Source organism: Exiguobacterium sp. SH0S2, from assembly GCF_004337185.1.
Lineage (GTDB): Bacteria > Bacillota > Bacilli > Exiguobacteriales > Exiguobacteriaceae > Exiguobacterium > Exiguobacterium aurantiacum_A.
The window spans coordinates 257,299-279,478 of record NZ_SJVB01000003.1 but is presented as its reverse complement, the minus strand read 5'-3'; the positions used below and the strand labels follow the sequence as shown (position 1 = coordinate 279,478).

Here is a 22,180-nt window from a genome sequence, read left to right as displayed (position 1 = left end):
TCCCTCGTTTCTGTTTCAAATCCTCGTTTCTGTTTCAAATCGACACGTAAAATTATCGTAACTTTATTATCCGCAACAGTAAGAGTATAATGAGAAACGGTCGTTTTGTAAAACTAGGACATTTCAAACGTTGTATGAATAGATGGAGGTATCTCATGTCATCAAGCGTCAAACAAGATTCAGGACGAGAATCCTTCGTCAAAGGAACGCTGCTCTTATCAGCCGGGAACTTGATTTCCCGTGCGCTCGGACTGCTGTACACGTTCCCGTTCCAAGCGATGGTCGGGATTGCCGGTGTTACGTTATACCAAGCGGCATATACGTATTATGCGCTCATGATCGCCATCTCGACGGCAGGGATCCCGGTTGCCGTCTCAAAATTCATCGCCAAGTATAACGCGCTCGGCGAGTATGGGACGAGTCAACGGCTGTTCCGGCAAGGGATGAAGCTGATGCTCGTGACCGGTGTCGTCGCCTTTTTCTTACTCTTCTTTGCCGCTCCGTGGTTATCGGAGCTCATGGTCCGCAATTCGGAAAATAATCAACAGTATATCGACTCGCTCACGCTCGTCACAAGAAGCGTCAGTTTTGCGCTCTTGCTCATCCCGGCGATGAGTATGGTCCGTGGTTATTTTCAGGGACATCAAGATATGGCCCCGACGGCCATCTCACAAGTCATTGAACAAATCGTACGCATCATGTTCTTGCTCAGCGGAACGATGCTCGTCTTGTTCGTCTTCTCAGACTCGGAACTCGTCCGTCCGCTCGCTGACACGCTCGGCGGAACGGCGGCGGTCGAGACGACGGAACTGAATGGATTGAAAGTGCTCGCCGTGACGATCGCGACGTTCAGCGCGTTCATCGGTGCGATCGGGAGTATCGCCGTCCTCGCGATGTACTGGCGCAAGCGAAAAGACATTCATCGACAGACCGACAACCCTGAAGGGACGCCGGTCCGTTCGATGAAATCGCTCTTGCTCGAATTGCTCAGTTACTCGATTCCGATCGTCATGGTCGGCTTGTCGACACCGCTCTACCAGTTCGTCGATCAGTTGACGATGGTCAACACGCTGCTCAACGCTGGGAAATCGGTGGCTGAAGCGACGTCGGCGTTCGGTTTTTTGACCGGTAACGCCCACAAGATCGTTTTGATCCCGGTATCGATCGCGGCTAGTGTGTCGATGGCGACGATTCCACTCGTCACCCGATCGTTCACACACGGGGACATGGATAAAGTCCGCAATCAAGTCAATCATATTTTCCAAGTATCGTTCTTCGTGACGATTCCAGCCGTCATCGGACTCGTCGCGCTCTCAGAGCCTTTGTTTGGGACGCTCTTCCCGGGTGACCGGGAAGGGTGGGTCTACTTGCTCCATTACGCACCGAGTGCATTCTTCCTCGCCTATTACTCGGTCGCTGCGGCAATTTTGCAAGGGATCAATAAACAATACTTCACGATTTTCGCGACAGCGATGGGGCTCTTGACGAAAGTCGTCTTGAACGTCCCGTTCGTATACGCGCTCGGCGGCATCGGGGCCGGGTATGCGACGATTGCCGGATACATCGTGGCGATCATCCTCATGGTGTGGAAGATTCAGCGGGCACTTCAGTTTCCATATAAACAACTGTTACGTCGCACGATCCTCATGTTTGCGATGGGTGCGGCGATGTTCGTTGCGGTGTATGGGTCGTTGTTCGTCACGCTGAATGACCAACCGAGTTGGAGCAATGACATCGTCGCGACCGTCGTCGGCTTCGGGATCGGGCTCGTCGTGTATGGCTATCTCGGATGGAGAAGCCACTTGGCCGGGAAACTGTTAGGAAAACGATTCCAATATCGGAGGAAAAATAATGCGAATTGATAAGTTGTTAGCCAATATGGGCTATGGTTCACGTAAAGACGTGAAACTGTTATTAAAACAGGGAGCGGTTCGAATCAACGACCAACCTGTGAAAGATGCGAAACGTCACGTCGACACGGACAGTGAGCCGGTCACCGTGCTCGGTGAGCCGGTCGAGTACCGTCCGTTCGTCTACTTGATGATGAATAAGCCGGCTGGTGTCATCAGTGCGACCGAGGACAAAGTCGAGTCGACGGTCATCGAATTGATCGACCCGGCTTACGCCCATTACGAGCTGTTTCCTGTCGGTCGTCTCGACAAAGATACGACGGGCCTGCTGCTCATCACGAACGATGGCGCGTTCAACCACGCCCTCATGTCACCGCGTAAACACGTCGACAAGGTGTATATCGCCGAAGTCGACGGTGAGATGACGGTCGAGGACATCCGCACGTTCGCAGAAGGAGTCGCTCTCGAGGACGGATACACGACGAAACCGGCGCGTCTTGAAGTGCTCAGTCAGACGGGCCAAAAATCGGTCGTCCGCCTGACGTTGTCGGAAGGGAAGTATCATCAGGTCAAGCGGATGATCGCTGCGGTCGGCAAGCACGTCGAACAGCTCGAACGTGTCCAAATTGGACCGCTCGAACTCGATGAATCGTTACAGCCTGGTGAATACCGTGAACTGACTGAAGCAGAAGTCGAACAGTTTTTGTCATGAATCAGGGGTGAAAAGTGAGACCGGATGTCGGAAAGGCATCCGGTCTCATTTTTTATGTAAAAAAAGAGGCCCCGCTCGCGGAACCCCTTGTAATTATATTCAATTTGCCGTCTTCAGTGAACGTTTCGATGACGTCCACGTGCCGCGACTCGGACTTTCTACAAGATTGTTGTATTCAAGTACGTTCAAATCACGCTGGACAGTGCGTGATGTGATGCCGAACTCTTCTACTAGTTCTGAAGTGGTAACGCAATCCCTTTCGTTGATAAATAAATAAATCGACTTAATACGGGTTAGCATACGATCTGTTGAACCTTTCATTGGATGACCTCCCAATGCGTAGAATGGTGAAAGACGAAACCGACGGACGACGAATGAAATATGAAATTGTTATTTTCTAAAATTACATCTTAAGTATAACGCTCCTAAACAGAAAAGCAAGAGAAAAGAACGAACGATTTCAATGTAAAGAACATGTTATGAACGTAAATATCGAATGAACGAACTGTAAATCATCTGTTATAGAGCTTAAAGACGAACGAAAAATTATTTTCGAAATAAATGTTCGTCTTTCTGACATTTGGATATACTAATAAGGGAGAGAACATTCGCAAAGGGGAGATTGACATGAACTGGAGACAAGAAGTCGACTTACGAAAAGATGCGTTTTTAAACGATCTTAAAGGATTACTTACAATTCCGAGCGTGTTAAACGAATCGAAAACAGGACCGAACGAGCCGTTCGGCCCAGAAGTCCGTCAAGCGCTCGACTATATGCTCGAGCTAGGTCAACGTGATGGCTTTATTACAAAGGATGTCGACGGATATGCGGGACATTTAGAATACGGCGAAGGTGAAGAACTCGTCGGCATCTTGTGCCATCTCGATGTCGTACCGGCCGGGGACGGGTGGACGTATGGGGCGTTCAACCCGACAATCACCGACGGCAAAATTTTTGCACGCGGTAGCAATGACGATAAAGGGCCGACGATGGCTGCCTATTACGGATTGCTGATCGTCAAAGAGCTCGGTTTGCCGCTATCGAAACGGGTCCGGCTCATTGCGGGCTGTGACGAAGAGAGCGAGTGGCGTTGCGTCCGTGAGTACTTCAAACAAGAAGAGATGCCGACGTATGGGTTTGCGCCTGACGCCGATTTCCCGATCATCAACGCCGAGAAAGGTCTATACGATGGCGTGCTCAAGCAACTTCCGATCCAGCACGGCACGGGAACGAAACATCACCTCGTCTCGTTCATCAGCGGGGAACGCCCGAACATGGTGCCAGACGTTGCGACAGCGGTGTTGAAAACGAATGAAGTGCTCGAAGACCAATTCGAGGCGTATCTCGAGAAGTATGAAGCGGACGGGACGTGTGTTTTTGAAGAAGGGATGTACACGTTCACAATAAAAGGCGTCGCGGCCCACGCGATGGAACCAGACAACGGGGTGAACGCGGCCTACGTGCTCGCAGGCTTCCTGCTCACGCTCGCGCTCGATATTCAAGGTGAGCGCTACATCGAGTTTGTCCGTCACGTCTTTGCGGACTCACGTGGCATCTCGCTCGGTATTGAAGCGAGTGACGAGACCGGGGATCTGACGATCAACGGTGGCGTCTTCCGCTACAACGACACGGAGCGGATGGCGACGGTCAACATCCGTTACCCGTATACGGCAAAGTTCACGGAACGTCTGCAAAACTTGAAAGAAATCGCGTTGTCATTCGGTTTCGAATTGACGACAAAACACCATATGCCGCCACACCACGTTTCGGAAGACCATCCGCTCGTGACAACATTAGCAGGCGTCTATGAGCGCCAAACTGGTGAATCAGCGCACCTGATGGCAATCGGAGGCGGTACGTATGCCCGCTCGCTCGAAGCCGGCGTCGCGTTCGGCGCGTTGTTCCCGGGAGCGAAAGATGTCGCCCATCAGGTCGACGAGTATATGGAAGTTGAAGATTTATTACGTGCGGCCGCAATCTATGCGGAAGCAATTTACGAGCTCGCTAAATAATAACCTTTGAGAGCTGACTGCATCGGTCGGCTCTCTGTCTGTTAGGAAGGAAGTTGAACGTGAACCAGCAAAAAAAATCGTTTCAATCGATTTATGTCGCCATCTTTTTCGCACAAGGCGCCCTCATCCCATACATGGCCTTGTTCTTCTCACAAGCACGTTTTGATTTGTCACCAAGTGAGGTCGGGACGATCGTCGCTATCTTGCCCATTTTATCGATTGGTGTACAACCACTCTGGGGCATGCTGGCCGACCGCACGGGACGAACCCGCGCCTGGTTAATGTTAGCAATGATTGCGGCTGCGGCAATCTCAATCACATTTTTATTTGCGACATCGTACGTCTGGATCATTCTGTTGATGATAGTCTGGTCGATATTTCAATGTGCCCACATTCCGCTCGTCGATATGATGACGCTCGATTACACGTCCCGCGCTAAAATCGATTACGGAGCCATCCGTTTGTTCGGCTCGGCCGGGTTTGCTATCGCGGTCTTCATGATCGGCCGGATTGCGGATACGTCATGGGGGTTATCGAGTACGTTTCTGCTTAGTGCGATCGTGCTCGTCGTCGGAACCGTCGCCTTGAAGCAAATTACGGATACGGGTGTAACCCATACGACTACAGCAGCCCCGTTCGCTTGGTCAGCCATTTGGAATGCACCGTTCGTGGCGTTTTTAGTCGGCGGCATGCTCGTCTTTGGTCCGATTTACGCAAACAACTACTACTTTGGCATTTATGTGACGAGCATCGGCGGCTCGACGACGCTCGTCGGGACGTTGTTTTTAGTGGCGGTGCTCTGTGAGATCCCGTTTATGAAAGTGGCGCATCAAATTGTCGCACGTCTCGGCACTGTCAACGTACTCGCTGGGGCAGCTTTGATTTCAGCGCTTCGGAACGGTTGGCTCGCACTCGAACCGTCGTTGTGGGTCGTTTGGTTGCTCGCCATCGTTCAAGGACTCGTCGTCGGGTTGCTCATTCCGGTTGCACTTCAGTTTGTCCGAAGTCTCGTCAGCTTAAACGTCACCTCGACAGCGATTGGCGTCTATATGGCTGTCACATCGGGCTTGGCGACAGCCGCATTCAATCAGTTGAGCGGGATTATCATTGAAGTAGACAGCATTATCGGTGTATTTTGGATGTACACAGCAGTCAGTGTCATCGGCGCGATTTTATTCTTGGGACTGAGACGGTTCCGTGAGAAAGGATGACGAGCGATGTCGACACATTATTTTATAGCGCTCCCGATCGAAGCGCGACAGTTTGAACAAATCCAACGGGACATCTTACCGTTCTATTCCTATCGCCGCGTTTATCGACCAGAGGAATTTCATTTGACGCTTCAATTTTTAGGGGCATTAGACGATGACCAAGTAGAGGCAGTCAAAGAGATCACTCGAGACGTGGCGCACGAAACGGCGCCGTTCACGTTATATTTTCAGCAGATTGATCATTTTGGGAGACCCGATCGTCCGCGCGTGCTGACAATCATCCCGAATCCGTCTGTAGCGCTTTCGACATTCGTCAGTACACTTCGGCGCAAATTGGCAGAAGAGATTTCAGCAATCGATCGGAAACCGTTCGCAGCACACGTCACCCTTGCAAAGAAATGGGATACCGGCGAGCGGATCCCTTATATCGCACCTGCGTTTGACGTGGAAGAAGCAATCACAGAAGTAGTGCTCTATCGAATCAATCCGACAAAGACTCCTGCCTATGAAGCAGTTGAAGTATTTCCGCTAGCGCATTCAGAGGAGGACACATGGCGATCCCGATTAAAATTTTTGACGTAATTTCTAAATATGAACGGAACATGCTCGATCAATTCAATCGTTTTCAAGAGTATATCGAATCCGATACGGCGCGAATGCGCAGACTCTACGACTCAAATCGGCTAACTCCGCCGGAAATCATGGAGTTTGAAAACCCGTGGTGGAAATTTTGGCGTCGTACGGAGCGCATCGAGCTCGAAGCGAACCCGTTGACGGAAAAACAATTTCAAACGCTGCTCACAAACCGGCGCCGCATCCAAAAGCTTCAATTTGCGTGCGAAGGGGCAACAGAAGCGGACATGCCACTATTAGCTTTTTTGCGGGACTATAGTTATCGGCATATGCTCACAGAATGGAACGAGCATCACTTTTTCATGTATCGTCCTGTCGTCGAGTGGAACGGGGCCATGGTTGAACTAAGCCATATCATCGTTGGGCCGTCGCATATTTATCTCGTTGAATGGCTTGAAGGTGACCGCAGCATCTATCACGTATCGAAACAGAAGACTTGGATTCATCAACCACTCAAAGGGGAAAATAAACGTGTAGTCAATCCGCTCATCGCATTGACACGCACCGAAGAAATCGTAAGGCAGTTTCTTCCGTCCTATGATGGGGTCATCCAAAAAGTGGCGTTGGCTCCGAACGGCTATTTCGATCATGTGCCGGAGACACGCGCGACCCAGTTTGTTTCACGGTCGGATTACGACCAATGGATGAAACAAGTCAATGCGAGGGCATCCATCGTGAAAGCCCAACAAATTCGAGATGTGGCGAAACTTCTAGATACGACAGCACAGATGCCGTTTCGACAATTTTTGGATCAGTAGGAGAGGATGGAACGAGTATGTATCACACACCTGATCAACAGGCGACAACGCATGTAACAATCGAGCGGGCAACGCTCCTCTCATTTGAGACGGTTCGACTCGAAGTCATCGCCGAATATGAGTCCATTCCAGTACAAATCGAGCAAAATGGGCGCCCTGTTACTTACGTGGTGCTCGAAGAACGATCAACTGAGGCCGGGACGATTGAACGGGACATCCGTCTCGCGCGCCCGGTAACGCTGGAATCGGTTTATACCGTATTTCATCCTGGACATAAAACAATCGTGGTCGTCCCGAGAGAAATTGTCCAGACGAATGAGTTTGAACGCAGATACGCCTACGATGGACCGCTCGGACTCCTCTTTGGCATAAATGTGATTGACGTATTCGTCTGGTCACCTGTCGCTTTCTCGATTTGGGTGACGGTGCATGATGAAGACACGCATCGGGAAATCGAGCGATTTCGGATGATGCGCGGTAGCCGCGGCGTCTGGCATGCCGAGGTGCCAAAAGGTTACGAAGGTTTACTATACCGTCTTCACGTCAAAACACCGGTCGAAACGAACGATATCGTCGACCCTTACGCGAAAGCCGTCAGCCTGAATGGCGAATTTGGCGTATTGGTCGATGTCGAAGCCGAGATTGCGAAACACGTTGAACCGGTGTTACGGCCGCCGCTCCGAAAAGCGACTGACGCCGTCATCTACGAACTTCATATCCGCGACTTCACGAGCCACCCCGCTTCGACGAGCCGTTTAAACGGATTGTACGGCAGCATCGTCGAAACCGGGATTCGGACGACCGGTGACAAGAGTGCCGGTCTCGATTACTTGAAAGAGTTAGGCGTCACACATTTACAATTGCTCCCGGTGCATGACTTCGGCAGCGTCGACGAGTTGACACGCATGCCTTATAACTGGGGGTACGACCCGATTCATTGGTTCGCTTTAGAAGGGAGCTACGCCTCAGACCCAAGCGCCCCGACAACAAGAGTGCTCGAATATGCCCGAATGGTGAATGAGTTACACAAAACCGGGATGCGCGTCGTCGTCGATGTCGTCATGAACCATGTGTTCATTCGTGAACAGTCGTCGCTCGAAGCGCTCGTGCCGTATTATTATTTCCGGTATGAGCACGACGGAACGGTCGCAAACGGTACCGGTGTCGGGAATGACACAGCGTCTGAGCGGTATATGATGCGTCGCATGATTGTCGATTGCATCACTTATTTTGCGACGACGTATCAAGTTGACGGTTTTCGATTCGATTTGATGGGGATCCATGATGTGGAAACGATGAACCAAGTTCGGACGTCGCTTGATAAAGTCGACAGGTCTATCTTGATCTATGGAGAAGGTTGGGATTTGGCGACACCGCTCGGCCCGTCCTTGAAGGCGTCTTCCCACAATGCGGCGCATATGCCACGAATTGGTCATTTTAACGATATGATGCGAGATGCGCTGAAAGGTTCCTCGTTCAACGAGCGCGAGCGCGGCTTCGTATCCGGGAACGAATGGCGGGAGTGGGAACTTCGTGAATGCATCACCGGTGCCGTTCAGATTCCGAACGTCACCGTCGGTCGGTTCCCGAGTCCGCAATATACGATCAATTATGTGGAAGCGCACGATAACTATACGACGTTTGATAAATTGCTGCTCGCTTGTGAGGATACGGATGAGACGACGAGGTTACGGATGCAACGGCTGGCCACGGCGATCGTCATTACGTCACAAGGCGTTCCGTTCCTTCACGCCGGACAAGAGTTCGGTCGGACGAAACAAGGCGTAGAGAACAGCTACAACGCCCCTGATCGGATCAATCATTTTGATTGGGACCTTCGTGACAGTCGGGCGACAGAAGTGGAGTATGTGAAAACGCTGCTCAAGTTACGCCGGCGCCACACGTGTTTCCGATATGATACCCGGCAAAAAGTAGTCGAGCAGTTCAAGTTTCTCCCGTCGCCACCTGGTGTGATCGCTTACGAACTGACAGCAAGCCATTCTTACGATGCTTGGCAGCGAGTGCGTGTGTATTTGAACGGGACGTTCGAGCAAGTGACGTTCCAAGCCGAAGGCGACTGGAACGTATACGTGCAAGGGGATAAGGCGAGTTTGACGCCGATTGTTCGAAACCCGAGTCAGATTCAAGTCGAGTCGTTGTCAATGACGATTATCGCGTGTTAATATTGTGATTGTATCTTTTTAACTTCCAATGAGATTTGAGCGTGATGAACATGTATTCAGATATAATCGGTGCCCTCGGTGAAGAGTGGACAGTGGCTTCCGCAGGCGGGATTACGGGTGAAGCGTACGTAGCGACGACGCACCAACAAAAAATCTTTGTTAAACGGAATTCGTCTCCATTTTTAGCGATTCTATCCGCCGAAGGCATCGTCCCGAAACTATTGTGGACGAAGCGGATGTTCAACGGAGACGTTCTCAGTGCCCAACAGTTCATCGAAGGTCGCGAGTTATCGCCTGCCGACATGGAGCGTTCCGAAGTGGCGGCGCAACTCGGAAAGATCCATCATTCGAAAGAGCTATTATTCATGTTACAGCAGTTAAACCATACACCGGTCACTTCAGAACTGTTGTACCGGCAATGTGCCGCCTATGAGCAAGATGAGGCAGATGAGACGATCGATGAGGCGGTCCGTTGGTTATCAGACCATCGGCTGCCCGATGACGAGCGCGAACTAGTCGTTTGTCACTCTGACCTCAATCACAATAATTGGATTGAGGATGAGTCGGGACTTCTTTATTTGACCGATTGGGACGACGCCATTATCGCAGATCGCGCGTTTGATTTGGCGATGGTCGTCTATAGCTATGTCGATGAAGTCGATTGGGAAGAGTGGTTCAGCCATTACGGGATCACGCTGACCCCCGATCTGCATTACCGAATGCACTGGTACGCGATTGCCCAGACGGTGTTGACCATCTATGGTGAACAGAGCGCCATGGCAAGAGCTGAAGGTTTGACCGTGCTTCGTGAGCTTCTCGACGAAGCGGATGAACGGACGCAATGAAAAAAGGGATGGCTCACGAATGTGAGTCATCCCTTTCGATATACATCAGACATCTTCAGGTTTCATAAAGTACGCCCAGACGAACGTAGCGATGACGGCGCCGAAAAACGTGAGCGGGGCCGCATAAAAGATTAAGAATTGATCTAACGTGCTCATTGATTTAACCTCCTTGTGAGGGATGATTCATGTTCATTAAACAATGATTTCGTGTATAATCGCAAGGGGACTGCTCGCGCGAAGCGGCTCAGTCAGCAGAAACTTGAACATTTCATGAACGAAAGGTAGGATTTCAATGCGCTTACGCCATAAACCTTGGGCTAAAGACTATATGCAAGCCCAAGAACATGTATTTATCACGAATCCCGAACAGTTGAAAGGGAGTTGGAAAACCGAATTCGGTAACGACAATCCACTCTTTATCGAGGTCGGTTCTGGGAAAGGGCAATTCGTTCTCGGGATGGCCCAACAGTTCCCGGACGCCAACTTTATCGCCATCGAGCTATTCGAGAGCGTTGCCGTCTCGATCGTCCAAAAACTCGTCGAAACGCCGATGCCAAACGTACGCGTCTTGACCGTCGATGCGAAGCAACTCGTCGATTACTTCGAAGCAGGGGAAGTCGACCGCGTTTACTTGAACTTCTCGGACCCTTGGCCGAAGACGAGACATGCGAAGCGTCGCTTGACGTATAAGACGTTTTTAGCCACATACGAAGCGATTCTGCCTCGCGGGGGCGAAATCCACTTTAAGACGGACAACCGAAGTCTGTTCGAATATTCGCTCGAGAGCATGAGCCAATACGGCATGTACTTCACGGATATTTCACTCGATTTGCACGCAAACGAACCGGGTGACAACGTTCGTACCGAGTACGAAGAGCGCTTCAGCGCCATGGGTCAGCCGATCTACCGGATGGAAGCAGCGTTCCGACCGAAAATTTGACACGCTTTTTTCTTATTTTGATAGCATTTTCTTCACACTTTTTTCTTTCTTCTTGGTACAATAGGAATGACGCTAAATTGGAATTAGAGAAGGGGGAATATGGGGATGTTGAAAAAAGCATGGGCAAGCCTGCTTGCAGTAATCTTCATTCTAACAATCGCACCACTCAATACCTCGGCAAACGAGGCGTTCTTAGACGCACTCGAAGAGGATTTGAAAGCGACGCATTACGACTATAAAGAAGGAACGGCTAAAATCGTCAAAGAAGAGACGCTCACGCACTCGAACGGCAACGAAGTCATCGCAGCGGTCGTCGAACTCGATACGGTACGTGACGGCATCTTCATCACACGTAAGACGGAGTTCCATTATTACGATGCGACGGACAACAAGATTCTTGCAACGGCTGACCTTGTCGAAGTCGAAGGTGCGACCGAGTTTTCGGACGCGAACATCGACATGCTCGGTCAACAGATCATCTACTGGCTGCCGGTCTTGATCATGTTGCTCTTAATCGCGGTTCCGGCGCTCATTCTTTTCTTCGTCGTACCACGCTTCTACTCGACGACAGATTACATGAATCCGATTTATGAGAAAAACGATAATCCACGTTAAAAAAGAGCCGAGAGGCTCTTCAGCTTGTTGACTAACATCAATAGAATCGCTCGTCCTTCCGGCGCCCACGCTTTCCTGCAGGAGTCGGGGCGCCGTCGGACGAGCAACGCAAACGGTCGCCATCTGGCGGCCGTTTGTCTTTTTCTGAGGCCTCGATGGCCGACGAGAAAAGCCCTGGATATGTTCTTAGAACCGATGAAAACGGAAAACGGTATGTATGGACCGTCACCGCCTCCGAACAGGAAGGGAATCATCATGAACCGATCCGCACCGACGCCTCGTTAGACCAGTTGGTCCCGAAAAACCACCTCGTCCGTAAGATTGACCGCCATGTCGACTTCTCCATCGTCCATCGCGCCAACCTTATGGCAGCCACCGCATAAAACATGAAGAAGTTGGCCAGTTCACTGGCCTGGAGAGACTGTATACATACCATTTTTTCAATCTTGTGCCGGGCAGAGCGCCTCAAGGTCATCGAACATAAAAAAAGATGAACCAATTCGCTTTTCGCGAATTGGCTCTTTTTTTACGTCATTTTCAACTGTTCCATAATTTGATCAAGACCCATGCCGTTTCCTGAAGAGACGGCTGCGACGAACGCGCTCTCGACGATCGGACCGTCATAGAACTTGATTTTCTTATCGCCTTCATACATATCGATGGCAAGCTCAGCGTTCATCGTCGCCGATCCGATATCGGACAGGATGAGTGCCTCTTTGTCGACGGTTTCGATGGCCTCGAGGATACGGGTCACATCGGTTCCGATACTGCCGTCTTCTAGTCCGCTCGCAAGATGAATCGGAACGGCTGGAGCCATCTCTTTCATCAAATCTTGAATCCCTTCACCAATTTTAGCGCTATGCGAAACGATGATGAGCTCTACGATGTCAATCGACCTCCTTCATGATCGCTTTCAAGACGATTGAACTGGACAACGCGCCAGGGTCGATTGTACCGCGAGAGTTCTCTCCGAAGTATGAGGCGCGGCCTTTCGTCGCCAGCATCCCCTCCGTCTCATTGACGAGATGATCCAACTTTGAGGTGAAATCATCTGATTCACTCAAACCGTCTAAAAATGGCTCCCAGACGTCGACCATTGTCTTTTGCCCGGCGGTGGACTTGCCACGAGCTTTGATCGCAGCCGTCCCTTCCTCTAGCGCTTCTTTCACGAGCGCGAAGTCGGCCTCGGTCGCGTCACCAAATTTCGGTGCTGCTTTGACGAATGCCGAACCGTAGAGTGGACCGGCCGCACCACCGACTTTTGACATGAGCGTCATCCCGACTTTCTTACTCAACTCACCGAGAGAAGCGTACTCATCGTCGAGGATCGCAACGACCGCATCAAAGCCGCGTGACATATTGATGCCGTGGTCACCGTCCCCGATCGCCCGGTCTAGGTCTGTCAGTGTATCTTTATTCGCTTCAATCTCAGATTGGGCATGGCGTAGCGCTTGTTTGAACCCTTCAATCGTCAACATCGATTAAACACCTCGTTTGTTAGATTTTGAAACCGAGCGCCGCTGATGGCGCGTCAAGATAACTTGTCAATTCATCGTCGAGCGGTAACAGGGTGATGGAGAAACCATGCATCTCGAGAGATGTCATATAGTTACCGACGTATTTACGTTTTAACGTGTAACCAGCTGCTTCTAATTTTTTGGCAACGAAGTGGTACGTCACGTAAAGCTCAGACAGCGGTGTCCCACCCATACCGTTGACCATGACGGCGACTTCTCCAGGCTCGACTTCTTTTGTCAAATGTTCGAGTAGGTCGTCGACAATCGAATCGACGTCGGTCGTCGGTTTCCGTTCGACACCGCGCTCGCCGTGAATCCCGATTCCGATTTCCATCTCTTCCTCGTTCAGGTCAAAGCCGGGTTTACCGCTCACGGGCATGTAGCACGGCTCGACCGCCATTCCCATCGAGCGGACGTGAGATGCGACTTTCTCGGCAAGCGCTTTCACTTCTTCCAATGACTTCCCGCTCGCTGCTGCGGCTCCGGCAATCTTATGCACGAACACCGTGCCCGCTACGCCACGGCGGTCTTCTTTATTCGCAATCGCGACGTCATCAGCGACGACGACGTGATCGACTTTGATCCCTTCGGCGTCGGCGAGTTCGCCGGCTAGTTCAAAGTTCATGACATCACCAGCATAGTTTTTGACAACGAGTAACACACCATTGCCGCCGTCTGCCGCTTTGATGCCTTCGAGTACCATGTCTGGGGTCGGGGACGTGAACACTTCACCACAGACAGCGGCGTCGAGCATCCCATCGCCAACGTAACCGGCGTGTGCAGGTTCATGCCCGCTTCCGCCACCTGAGACGAGTCCGACTTTTCCGGACTTGGCGCCGTCCGCTCTGCAGATGACGTTCACCCCTTCGACGCGACCGTACAGTTCAGGATGGGCGTGGACCATCCCTTCGACCATTTGCGACACAAGTTCACTTGCTTCACCAATCAGTTTTTTCACGTGGGATCACTCCTTTTTAAGTTTGAAAACTACCATTCTCAATTTTCCACTCTTTCGAACGGACTAAACAAAAAAGTCGGCGAATTGTTTCGCCGACTTTGTTTCATGCATATTCAAGTAAAGCGCCAGTCTCTGAATCGACCGTGAATTGGTACGTTTTTTCTTCGTCGCTCTCGAGGACCGAAATCCCGCCTTTGTAAACATCATACTCACGACCGTCATAAGTATAAATCTCTGGTGATGCCGAGATCCATGCGCCTTGGACGTGACCTTTCGCTGAGAATGCCCGTTTCGTGTACTCGAGCGCATCTTCAGCCGATAAGCTTCGTTCATCTAACACTTTTTTCGTCATAAGTGCGGCAACGACGGCAACCCCGATTCCAACTAACCAATACCTTTTCTTCATATGACTACCTCCCCTTGAACTATGGCTATCACATACATCGTACCAAAACCTGTACCCCATTGGAATGAAAAGCATTCGCTTCCATCGAAATATTCTGTATATAATGAGACCAGAACGAGTGAAAGGATGAAATAAAATGGAACAAAAAACGAGAGAATTATTTAAGACGTTGACAGAATTGCCAGGAGCGCCTGGTTTCGAATCAGAAGTTCGGCAATTTGTCCGCGATCGGATCACCCCGCACGTCGATGAAGTGATGACGGACGGAATCGGTTCAATCTTCGGGAAACGAGTCGGGGACGAGTCGGGACCACGCATCATGGTCGCCGGTCATATGGATGAAGTCGCGTTCATGGTCACACGGATCACAGAGAACGGAATGTTGTACATACAACCGCTCGGCGGCTGGTGGAGCCAAGTGCTGATGGCACAACGGTTCGACATCATAACATCGAACGGGAAAATCCCGGGTGTCGTCGCCTCGACGCCTCCGCATTTACTCGGGCCTGAGGCACAGAACAAACCGATGGAAATCAAGCAGATGTTCATCGATATTGGGGCCGACTCAAAAGAAGAGGCGGAGTCATGGGGCGTCCGGCCAGGAGTTCCTGCCGTGCCGACGAGTGAATTCACTCCGCTCCACCATCCGAAAAAAATTATGGCCAAAGCATGGGACAACCGCTACGGCGTCGGTCTCGCCGTCGAGTTGCTCGAAGAAACGACCAAAGCAGATCACCCGAACATTTTGTTCTCGGGTGCGACTGTCCAAGAAGAAGTCGGCCTGCGCGGGGCCCAGACGGCTGCCGAGATGATTCAGCCGGACGTCGCGCTCGTGCTCGATGCGTCGCCAGCCAATGATGCTTCCGGCAATAAGACGGAATTCGGTCAGCTCGGCGAAGGCGCGCTCATCCGGATTCTTGACCGCGTCATGGTCATGTCTCCTGAGATGCGTGACTTCTTGCTCGATACAGCGTCAGATGAAAACATTAAGACACAATACTTCGTGTCACCAGGTGGGACGGACGCAGGTCGTATCCATATGAGTGGGCAAGGTGTGCCGACCGCCGTCATCGGCGTCGCAGCCCGTTACATTCATACGCACGCCTCGATTTTGCACACGGATGACTACGATGCGGCCAAAGCGCTTCTAAAAGCGCTCGTCAAACGGTTAGACCGCTCGACGATGGAAACGCTTCGCGCATCCCGTTAATGAACGACGCCACTTTAACCGAGTGGCGTTTTTTTCTGTTGATATTTACCGGGAAAAGATTATACTGATAAAAGTGTGAAGACAGAAACTTTACGACTGACAAGACAATAGAAAGAGGGGTGAATCCCATGCTCAAGAAGAAAGGGATCACGCTCAGCCCGTCACTCTACTTTGTGACGGCGCTCAGCTATATGGCACTCGGATTATTCAGTACACTCATTATCGGGTTGATCATGAAGACGATTGGCGGACAATTGCTCGGCACGAGCGTTAGCGGTCTCGGTGATACACTCCAACAAATCGGAGACGTCGCCATAAGTTTGACGGGACCAGCCATCGGGATTGCAATTGCCTATGCGCTCCAGGCTCCGCCACTCATCTTGTTTTCAGCGCTCGTCGTCGGGACGTTCGGCTATGAGTTCGGGCCGGCGGGTAGTTACGTCGCGACGCTTCTTTCGGTCGAACTGGCCAAACTCGTTTCGAAGTCGACGAAGCTTGATATTTTAGTGACGCCATTCACGACGATCGCGATCGGCTACTTGAGTGCGACGTATATCGGGAAATATGTCGGTCTGTTCATGACCCAACTCGGCACGTGGATCGAGTGGGGGACTGAACAACAACCGCTCGTTATGGGCGTCATCGTCGCGACGCTCATGGGTCTCGCGTTGACGGCCCCGATTTCAAGCGCGGCCATCGCGCTCATGCTCGGGCTTAGCGGGATCGCCGCCGGTGCGGCGACGGTCGGTTGTGCGGCCCAAATGGTCGGGTTCGCGATCACGAGTTACCGTGACAACGGCATCGGCGGATCGGTTGCTCAAGGGATCGGCACGTCGATGCTTCAAGTCGGGAATATCGTCAAAAATCCATGGATCCTACTGCCCCCGACGGTTGCCGGTGCGGTGCTCGCCCCGATCGCCATCTTGTTGTTTGAATTAGAGAGTGTCGCGGCCGGAGCCGGGATGGGGACGAGCGGCCTCGTCGGTCCGATCGTCATGCTCGAAACGATGGGCTTCAGTTGGCATACGTTGATCGTCGTCTTCGGTTTCTTGATCGTCGGTCCGGCCATACTCAGCTATGCGGTATATCAAGTATTGACCCGGATGAACCGGATTCAGCCGAATGATATGAAAATCGAATATTGAACCGACACACAAAAATAAGCGTCTCGCCAAGTTGCGAGACGCTTATTCATTTGACGCCGAGCAGATCACCAGCCGAAGAAGTTACGGACGGTCTCGACGGTTTCGCGCGGGATTCTAAAGCTGACGAAGAACAGCGTGAGTATCAATGCGTAGATGGGAAGTAAAAAACGTTTCCTGACAATCGGCAAGTAGCGGACAAGGCGTTTCAATCCACGTTCTACGATGTAAATGATGGCGAATCCAACGATGAGCCAAACGAGAATCTGACTTCGTGTCTTATCTGTATCGATGAACAAGTACCCGTAGCGGAGAATAGAGAGCATTCCGACGGCGCCGACGAGCTGTTCGAGTGGGTGTTTCATATCCGGATTTAATTGTTCACGCGTCCATTTTGTCATATCGTCACCTTTTTCAAATAGTCTTCGCCCTTGATTATAGCAAAACACGAGAGCGGATTGTGAGAACGGACTTATGCTATCATTAACGAGGAAAATAGAACAGGAGTGATGAAGATGAAACGACTGACAACGATGACTGAATATACGGAAGCGAAGCAAGGAAAGACTGTGTTTATGTTCTCGGCGACATGGTGTGGCGATTGCCGCTTCCTCGATCCGTTCATGCCCGAACTTGAATCAAAGTTCAATGAGTGGACGTTCTACTACGTCGACCGTGACGAATGGATGGAGCTCGCACAAGAACTCGATATTTTCGGAATTCCGAGTTTTGTCGCTTTTAACGGTGGGCAAGAAGTGGACCGCTACGTCGGACGCGAACGTAAAACGCCGGAGCAAGTCGAAGCATTTCTTAGCGAGTTAGGGTGATCTAGATGGAACGGAATGAACTGCGTCGAGCGATCGAACGTCAATTCACTGACGGGTATCGGACGTCTTATGACAGAGAAAATGAAGTGTTGCGAATCGAACGGGCAGCTGACCGGTTCGGCGTCAACATTCGACTGGCCCCACTTGTTGCCAAAGCAAAAGTTCGCGGCAATGTTGCGGTTGAAGAAGTCGTCGAATATATAAAAACGGCCCTTACAGCCGACCAAGAGATTGAATTAGTCGGCAATGAAGCCCAAATTTTCCCGGTCATTCGGGCCGGTTCGTTCTCGACAGAAACAAAAACCGGACAAGCGCTCGTCATGACACCGCATACGGCGGAGACGGCCATCTACTATGCCCTCGACCTTGGCAACGGGTATCGTTTGATTGAAGAGCGGCATTTGAATGCGACGATGACGAAAGAGCGAGTCGATCAAGTGGCGCGGGATAACGTGAAAAAGTTACCGACCGACTTAAAAGAAGACGATGTCGCCGGCAACAAATTCTATTTCCTATCTGCCCGTGACGGCTACGAGGCGTCTCGTATCCTCAATGACGAATTTTTACGGGTCATGGATCGACGAATCGAAGGAGACATGTTAGTCGGGGTCCCGCATCAAGATGTGATGATCATCGCCGATATCCGGAACGATCAAGGATACGACGTGATGCAACAGCTCATGTTCGACTTTTTTACGAACGGACGCATCCCGGTGACAGCTCTTGCGTTTCATTATGAGGACGGCGTTCTCGAACCAATTTTTATTGTTGGAAAAAAGAACCCACCAACGGACGCATAATCTGCTAAACTATTTGTGTCTAGTTTGAAAGAAGGGGCGTATTTACGTATGCAAATTAATGCTTTTTATAACCGTGAAGGAATTGGCGATGTTCTCATGGTGTTGTTAAAAGAAGGTGATCGCCATCATCAAGTCGTCGAACGAAAAGACGATGTCGCCATCGTTAAAGCGGCGGACGGATCAGTGAACGGCTACAACGTGTTCAATGCGAGTAATTATTTCAATGTCAGTGACTGGCATGGGTCGGTCGACTTGACGGCAGAATTGATTGAGACGCTCGGTGTCATTTTACGTAAGCAAAATATCGAAGCGGATTTATCGGGCGTCGACTTCACACCGACGTTCGTTGTCGGTTATGTCGAATCGGCTGAGAAACATCCCGATGCGGATAAATTATCGATCTGCCAAGTCGAGATCGATCAAGGTACGGTTCAAATCGTTTGTGGAGCACCGAACGTTGCGGCCGGGCAGAAGGTCGTCGTCGCGAAACCAGGAGCGGTCATGCCGTCTGGTCTCATTATCCGGCCGTCTAAACTCCGTGGCGAGAGCTCGCACGGGATGATTTGTTCAGCACGCGAGTTGAACCTCCCTGATGCGCCGCAAGAAAAAGGGATTTTAGTGTTAGATGACGAATATGAAGTAGGGAAAGCATTTGAAATCGGTCGCTAAACTCGACCGATTTTTTGCTAAATTAGGATTGAGCGAAAAAGCGAGGAATCAAGTATGGATGCATATGAACGTTCATTAAAACAGCAAGCAGAGCGAATTCGGCGCGAACTATCCCAAGAAGGGAAGAAAAGTGCGCCTGCACCAAAACCTGAACCAACGGGCGAGTTTATTCCGTCTGACGTCCCATCTCCGATTTATGGATATGCGCGACCGAAACCAAAAATCAACTTACCGACCGAGCATTCGCCCGAGACGAGAGACGATCTGTCCATCAATCAAAGCGAGCCTGATATTGATCCAGAACCATCGACTGTAGTGCCTGCTAACGAGGAAATAGTCGTCGACGAACCTGTGCAAGTTACAGAATCTTTCGTTCCAGACGAGGTTGTCGTGGAAGTGAACGAGTCGATGGAGTCACCATTCGTGGTAGAGGAAACGGTCTCGGCAGAACATCAGACTGTGGCCGAGCCTTCTGAGCCAGAAGAGGCGACTATTTCCCAGGAAACGTCTGACGTGAGCGCTGATGAGTCTTCTGTGTCGGAGGCCGACAACGCATCCGACTCGTCGAGTGATCTGAAACCGTTACTCGGAGACGTATCTATTTTAGAAGACGGTTTTGCCTCGGTGTTCATGGGTTCGACCCATTTGAAAACGTCAAAGATCGTCGTCCGTGAAGAAAAAGAAGAGGCAGCTTCAACGGACGTTTCAATCGGAGTGACATCGGTCGAAGAAGTAGCTCCTGTCGTCGAGGATGTTGCAAAAACATTACAGACCGATACCGACGAGCCCTTTCACGCTCTTGACGAAGCCGAGTTGACACCTGCTGTCAACGTGTCTTACAAAGCGGATAGCCCTCCATTGAACGTCATGATGACTCCGCAAGACCGGATGGCGATGTACCGCAGCCGACGCCTTGCTCAAAAAAACAATAATCTGTAATAGCACGACTCCATGAGTTTTGCTATAATGACAAAGGTTTGTCGCTTTTTCTGCAAACCGCAATGAATTAGGGGGGCTATTTACAGATGAACCGTTATCACTTCGTCGGAATTAAAGGAACGGGCATGAGTCCTTTAGCTCAAATTTTAAATGATATGAACAATGAAGTCCGAGGTTCGGACGTTGACAAAACATTTTTTACAGAAGAAGCATTGAAACGGAAAGGTATCGAAATTCTTCCGTTTGATCCTGAAAATATTACTGAAGGTCAAATCGTCGTTCAAGGAAATGCGTTCACTGACGATCATCCTGAAATCTTGCGCGCGCGTGAGCTCGGTTTGACGATTTATAAATATTACGAGTTCCTTGGTGAACTAGCGGATCATTATACAAGTGTCGCCATCACAGGATCGCATGGAAAGACGTCTACTACGGGTCTGCTCGCTCATGTCATGCGTGGGATTGAGCCGACGTCATTCTTGATCGGAGACGGTACGGGCGAAGGCGTGGAAGACTCGAAAAACTTCGTGTTTGAAGCGTGTGAGTATAAGCGTCACTTCCTTTACTATCGCCCAGACTATGCGATTATGACGAATGTCGATTTTGATCATTCAGATTATTTCTCTGGCTTAGACGATGTCATTGATGCGTTCCAAGAAATGGCGAAACAAGTGGAAAAAGGTATTATCGCTTGTGGTGACGATGAGAATCTTCAACAGATTCAAGCGAACGTGCCGATCGTCTATTACGGGTTTGGTGCCCATAACGATTTCCGTGCCGAAAACGTGAACTCGACGGATAACGGGACGACGTTTGACGTCTATTTGCGTGACGATTTCTATGGGACGTTCCGCATTCCGGGATATGGTAACCACAGCGTCTTGAACGCCCTTGCCGTCATCGCGACGTGCGACTACGAGAACTTATCGAAAGATCTTGTGAAAGAGCGCCTCGAGACGTTCAACGGCGTTAAACGCCGTTTCAGTGAATCGACGCTCGATGGACAAGTCCTGATCGATGATTACGCGCATCACCCGCGCGAAATCAGTGCCACCGTCGAAGCGGCACGTAAAAAGTACGCCGGACGGGAAGTCGTCGCGATTTTCCAACCGCATACGTACACGCGTCTCAAGTCGTTTATGGATGACTTCGCGTCATCACTCGCCGAAGCGGACGCCGTTTATTTGTGCGATATCTTTGGCTCAGCCCGAGAACAAGAAGGAACGGTCACGATCGAAGACCTTCAATCGCGAATCGACGGTGCGAGCGTATTGAAACGTCCTGATGTCGGCGTTCTCCGTCAACATCGTGATGCGGTCTTGTTGTTCATGGGAGCAGGAGATATTCAGACGTATCAACGCGAGTATGAGAACTTCGTCAAACTCGAAGCGTAAGTTGTGAGCGGATGGCCCGGGCCATTCGCTTTTTTTTTGTGTTTAAACTCGAATAAAGAAGGAAATAGTATTATCGACTGAACACAAAAAAGGAGATGTTAAGGATGGCAAGCCAAGGCTCATTGAATACGTTGAACAAAGAGGTGGCCAACTACGGCCTATTATTCGTCAAACTTCATAACTACCACTGGTATATTAGCGGACCTCACTTCTTCACATACCATGAAAAATTAGAGGAGCTTTACAACTTGGTCGCTGAGCTGTATGACGATGTCGCCGAGCGTTTACTCATGAATGACGGGGAACCGTATGCGACGATGAAAGAGTATTTAGAGCACTCGACACTACAAGAAGGTGATCGTCACGCCGATACAGAACAAATGATCAAAGACGTGATCAATGACTTCAAACAAATTCGTCAAGAGATGCAAGATGCGATGGAAAACTTTGAAGACGGGGACGAAGCGATCGAAGATACGTTCGTTTCCCACATCGAGCGTCTCGAAAAAGAAATTTGGATGATGTCTGCTGCTCTCGGCAGAAAGACGAAACTATAAC

The 22,180-nt window shown here is 50.6% G+C and carries 26 protein-coding genes; 19 read left to right on the top strand and 7 right to left on the bottom strand.

Features of this window, described 5'->3' with window-relative positions:
* The first annotated feature begins 155 nt into the window (after nucleotides 1-155).
* Entirely contained in the window at nucleotides 156-1,862 is a 1,707-nt protein-coding gene (locus EVJ21_RS10075; RefSeq protein WP_131490418.1) for a putative polysaccharide biosynthesis protein, read from the top strand.
* Entirely contained in the window at nucleotides 1,852-2,562 is a 711-nt protein-coding gene (locus EVJ21_RS10070; protein ID WP_131490417.1) for a pseudouridine synthase, read from the top strand. Before EVJ21_RS10075 ends, EVJ21_RS10070 begins: the two co-directional genes overlap by 11 nt.
* 99 nt (nucleotides 2,563-2,661) lie before the next feature.
* Here the strand turns inward: EVJ21_RS10070 and EVJ21_RS10065 are convergent, their stop codons facing one another.
* Nucleotides 2,662-2,883: a DeoR family transcriptional regulator gene (locus EVJ21_RS10065; protein WP_083274163.1), complete on the bottom strand. Its 222-nt coding sequence runs from the start codon at nucleotides 2,881-2,883 to the stop codon at nucleotides 2,662-2,664.
* 306 nt (nucleotides 2,884-3,189) lie between these two features.
* Between EVJ21_RS10065 and pepV the strand changes: the two genes are divergently transcribed.
* From pepV to EVJ21_RS10035, 6 genes are read left to right on the top strand one after another with little or no spacing between them, the layout of a single operon-like run.
* Nucleotides 3,190-4,575: a dipeptidase PepV gene (pepV, locus tag EVJ21_RS10060; protein WP_131490416.1), complete on the top strand. Its 1,386-nt coding sequence runs from the start codon at nucleotides 3,190-3,192 to the stop codon at nucleotides 4,573-4,575.
* A gap of 59 nt (nucleotides 4,576-4,634) precedes the next feature.
* Nucleotides 4,635-5,786, top strand: a complete 1,152-nt coding sequence (locus tag EVJ21_RS10055; RefSeq protein WP_236633356.1) for an MFS transporter — start codon at nucleotides 4,635-4,637, stop codon at nucleotides 5,784-5,786.
* Between the two features lie 6 nt (nucleotides 5,787-5,792).
* Entirely contained in the window at nucleotides 5,793-6,368 is a 576-nt protein-coding gene (thpR, locus tag EVJ21_RS10050; RefSeq protein WP_131490414.1) for an RNA 2',3'-cyclic phosphodiesterase, read from the top strand.
* On the top strand, nucleotides 6,338-7,177 hold the full coding sequence (locus tag EVJ21_RS10045; protein WP_071397856.1) for an NERD domain-containing protein: 840 nt from the start codon (nucleotides 6,338-6,340) through the stop codon (nucleotides 7,175-7,177). Before thpR ends, EVJ21_RS10045 begins: the two co-directional genes overlap by 31 nt.
* Nucleotides 7,178-7,194: 17 nt before the next feature.
* The gene (gene pulA, locus EVJ21_RS10040; protein WP_070329419.1) at nucleotides 7,195-9,360 is read left to right on the top strand and encodes a type I pullulanase; all 2,166 of its coding nucleotides are present in this window, start codon (nucleotides 7,195-7,197) and stop codon (nucleotides 9,358-9,360) included.
* A gap of 50 nt (nucleotides 9,361-9,410) precedes the next feature.
* A complete protein-coding gene (locus tag EVJ21_RS10035) occupies nucleotides 9,411-10,205 on the top strand; it encodes a phosphotransferase family protein (protein WP_255570029.1) in 795 nt (264 codons plus the stop codon).
* A gap of 45 nt (nucleotides 10,206-10,250) precedes the next feature.
* Here the strand turns inward: EVJ21_RS10035 and cydS are convergent, their stop codons facing one another.
* Nucleotides 10,251-10,361, bottom strand: a complete 111-nt coding sequence (cydS, locus tag EVJ21_RS15600) for a cytochrome bd oxidase small subunit CydS family protein (protein WP_438802343.1) — start codon at nucleotides 10,359-10,361, stop codon at nucleotides 10,251-10,253.
* A 136-nt stretch (nucleotides 10,362-10,497) separates the two neighbouring features.
* Here cydS and trmB point away from each other — a divergent pair, with 136 nt between their 5' ends.
* The 3 genes from trmB to EVJ21_RS15375 all read left to right on the top strand — a co-directional run bounded on the left by trmB (nucleotide 10,498) and on the right by EVJ21_RS15375 (nucleotide 12,143).
* On the top strand, nucleotides 10,498-11,145 hold the full coding sequence (gene trmB / locus EVJ21_RS10030; protein WP_131463856.1) for a tRNA (guanosine(46)-N7)-methyltransferase TrmB: 648 nt from the start codon (nucleotides 10,498-10,500) through the stop codon (nucleotides 11,143-11,145).
* A 105-nt stretch (nucleotides 11,146-11,250) separates the two neighbouring features.
* Nucleotides 11,251-11,760, top strand: a complete 510-nt coding sequence (locus EVJ21_RS10025; RefSeq protein ID WP_233589570.1) for a hypothetical protein — start codon at nucleotides 11,251-11,253, stop codon at nucleotides 11,758-11,760.
* Nucleotides 11,761-11,915: 155 nt separating this feature from the next.
* On the top strand, nucleotides 11,916-12,143 hold the full coding sequence (locus tag EVJ21_RS15375) for a hypothetical protein (RefSeq protein WP_070329422.1): 228 nt from the start codon (nucleotides 11,916-11,918) through the stop codon (nucleotides 12,141-12,143).
* 143 nt (nucleotides 12,144-12,286) lie between these two features.
* Here the strand turns inward: EVJ21_RS15375 and dhaM are convergent, their stop codons facing one another.
* From dhaM to EVJ21_RS10000, 4 genes are all read right to left on the bottom strand, one after another.
* Complete coding sequence (dhaM, locus tag EVJ21_RS10015; protein WP_269089707.1) at nucleotides 12,287-12,631, bottom strand: dihydroxyacetone kinase phosphoryl donor subunit DhaM; 345 nt, start codon at nucleotides 12,629-12,631, stop codon at nucleotides 12,287-12,289.
* Between the two features lie 16 nt (nucleotides 12,632-12,647).
* Nucleotides 12,648-13,238, bottom strand: a complete 591-nt coding sequence (gene dhaL / locus EVJ21_RS10010; protein ID WP_071397851.1) for a dihydroxyacetone kinase subunit DhaL — start codon at nucleotides 13,236-13,238, stop codon at nucleotides 12,648-12,650.
* Between the two features lie 19 nt (nucleotides 13,239-13,257).
* Nucleotides 13,258-14,235 carry a dihydroxyacetone kinase subunit DhaK gene (gene dhaK / locus EVJ21_RS10005; RefSeq protein ID WP_071397850.1) on the bottom strand — a complete coding sequence of 326 codons (978 nt, stop codon included), beginning with the start codon at nucleotides 14,233-14,235 and terminating at the stop codon, nucleotides 13,258-13,260.
* Between the two features lie 103 nt (nucleotides 14,236-14,338).
* A complete protein-coding gene (locus EVJ21_RS10000) occupies nucleotides 14,339-14,641 on the bottom strand; it encodes a PepSY domain-containing protein (protein ID WP_016508468.1) in 303 nt (100 codons plus the stop codon).
* A 136-nt stretch (nucleotides 14,642-14,777) separates the two neighbouring features.
* Here EVJ21_RS10000 and EVJ21_RS09995 point away from each other — a divergent pair, with 136 nt between their 5' ends.
* Nucleotides 14,778-15,851 carry a M42 family metallopeptidase gene (locus tag EVJ21_RS09995; RefSeq protein ID WP_070329426.1) on the top strand — a complete coding sequence of 358 codons (1,074 nt, stop codon included), beginning with the start codon at nucleotides 14,778-14,780 and terminating at the stop codon, nucleotides 15,849-15,851.
* A gap of 128 nt (nucleotides 15,852-15,979) precedes the next feature.
* On the top strand, nucleotides 15,980-16,996 hold the full coding sequence (locus EVJ21_RS09990) for a PTS sugar transporter subunit IIC (protein ID WP_131463854.1): 1,017 nt from the start codon (nucleotides 15,980-15,982) through the stop codon (nucleotides 16,994-16,996).
* Between the two features lie 65 nt (nucleotides 16,997-17,061).
* Here EVJ21_RS09990 and EVJ21_RS09985 read toward each other — a convergent pair whose 3' ends face one another.
* On the bottom strand, nucleotides 17,062-17,394 hold the full coding sequence (locus EVJ21_RS09985) for an MLKL N-termimal domain-containing protein (protein WP_016508496.1): 333 nt from the start codon (nucleotides 17,392-17,394) through the stop codon (nucleotides 17,062-17,064).
* Between the two features lie 114 nt (nucleotides 17,395-17,508).
* Here EVJ21_RS09985 and EVJ21_RS09980 point away from each other — a divergent pair, with 114 nt between their 5' ends.
* From EVJ21_RS09980 to EVJ21_RS09955, 6 genes are all read left to right on the top strand, one after another.
* Complete coding sequence (locus tag EVJ21_RS09980) at nucleotides 17,509-17,820, top strand: thioredoxin family protein (protein WP_070329428.1); 312 nt, start codon at nucleotides 17,509-17,511, stop codon at nucleotides 17,818-17,820.
* A 5-nt stretch (nucleotides 17,821-17,825) separates the two neighbouring features.
* On the top strand, nucleotides 17,826-18,620 hold the full coding sequence (locus EVJ21_RS09975; RefSeq protein WP_070329429.1) for a DUF1444 family protein: 795 nt from the start codon (nucleotides 17,826-17,828) through the stop codon (nucleotides 18,618-18,620).
* Nucleotides 18,621-18,668: 48 nt separating this feature from the next.
* Nucleotides 18,669-19,289 carry a YtpR family tRNA-binding protein gene (gene ytpR / locus EVJ21_RS09970; RefSeq protein ID WP_070329430.1) on the top strand — a complete coding sequence of 207 codons (621 nt, stop codon included), beginning with the start codon at nucleotides 18,669-18,671 and terminating at the stop codon, nucleotides 19,287-19,289.
* Between the two features lie 54 nt (nucleotides 19,290-19,343).
* The gene (locus tag EVJ21_RS09965) at nucleotides 19,344-20,228 is read left to right on the top strand and encodes a hypothetical protein (protein WP_131490412.1); all 885 of its coding nucleotides are present in this window, start codon (nucleotides 19,344-19,346) and stop codon (nucleotides 20,226-20,228) included.
* A gap of 86 nt (nucleotides 20,229-20,314) precedes the next feature.
* On the top strand, nucleotides 20,315-21,622 hold the full coding sequence (murC, locus tag EVJ21_RS09960) for a UDP-N-acetylmuramate--L-alanine ligase (protein WP_131490411.1): 1,308 nt from the start codon (nucleotides 20,315-20,317) through the stop codon (nucleotides 21,620-21,622).
* Between the two features lie 104 nt (nucleotides 21,623-21,726).
* Nucleotides 21,727-22,179, top strand: coding sequence for a Dps family protein (locus EVJ21_RS09955; protein ID WP_016508447.1), 453 nt, complete (start codon nucleotides 21,727-21,729; stop codon nucleotides 22,177-22,179).
* Nucleotide 22,180: the final 1 nt, after the last annotated feature.